Origin of the sequence: Paraburkholderia sp. UCT2 (assembly GCF_014397665.1) — a bacterium.
GTDB lineage: Bacteria > Pseudomonadota > Gammaproteobacteria > Burkholderiales > Burkholderiaceae > Paraburkholderia > Paraburkholderia tuberum.
Genome location: NZ_VZQO01000133.1, coordinates 1 through 1,163, shown reverse-complemented (window position 1 = coordinate 1,163; position 1,163 = coordinate 1). Strand labels below are relative to the sequence as shown.

Here is a 1,163-nt window from a genome sequence, read left to right as displayed (position 1 = left end):
GACGATAGTCGGACAGATCAATTCGATCGTCGAGGAATTTTTTGCAATCTCTATCGAGCGCCACGTCAGCCACCCGGCTGTCGCGATGATCATGGACGCGGCGCGTAGCGAACTGTTCAACGTTTAGCGGGGTCGTTTCCGATGTGAACGCGACGTTCGAATGTCCTCGTGAGAGCGCGTGCCGGTGGGTGGCGATGGCCGCACCCGGCCGGATGGCCACGCACTCGCATAAGCACCACGAATTGAGCAGCGGCGATAAATGAATAGGCTCCAGCAAAACGGTGGGCTTGATTCGAAGGACAATGCTCAGCCTCGATCAAACTTCAACGCTTCATTGGAGGAAATTGGGCCATGAAGAACTCGCCGAGGATCTGGCCGGCGCTTCCTGCGTTGATTCTTTCGCTCGCTGGCTGCGCTGCGGGCGGCATATCGCAAAGCTTGCCGCCATTAAGCGCTGCGCAATGCCGCGACCTGGCCGCGCTCAGGAACAACGCCCCTCTCTCCCCCTGAGCGAACTGGCGGCCCTGAGGAAAGCGGGCTACGACCATGACGCTGGCCGGCGGTGGGCAACTCGCCCGGCCAGCAACGTGCAGGTCAAACCGCGAGGGCTTCGGAAGAACAGGCTCCCGTTCAAAAAACTTGACGGACCACCTCAGGGCGTGACTCTGTCATTCGACAACAGCTCTTGCCACCGTCTCTTCCTGAAGTACTGCGGTCGTTCGTTCACTACTTTACCAACGGATGTTGGTGGAAAGCCGGCAGTACGCTGTTTCGTGGGTATCGACTGCAGTCGCACAATCGATCTCGCCTTTATCGCGGCGACGTCCCGGCAATTCGTCGCCGCGTTCGCCGGTTGCAACCGACTGAGGGGCCCGATATGGCAATGCCAGGAGGCGAATTACCCGGCGGCCGCCAAGCTTCGGTGATAGGTAGCGCCCAGCGGTGCGTTGCTATCCGAGCCTTCCAGAACAAATCGAGCGGCATTGTTTTAGGGGCAGTCCGCTAGGCCTTGTCGCGCCTGGAGGCCGCTACCCCGGTAAACGGCATCAAAATCACGGGGACCCCGAGTCGCAATGCGCGCCTGCTGCCTGCGGACGATCGAACGCGCCGCGCGGGCCAGCGCGAGATCGAGTGCGCCGCGCCAGTCTCTTGCGATCGACGTC

1 pseudogene is annotated in these 1,163 nt (G+C 60.9%); it reads left to right on the top strand.

Annotation, left to right across the window (positions count from 1 at the left end):
- Positions 1-127, top strand: a pseudogene (locus F6X39_RS37465) (LysR family transcriptional regulator); the annotation flags it as partial.
- Positions 128-1,163 lie beyond the last annotated feature (1,036 nt).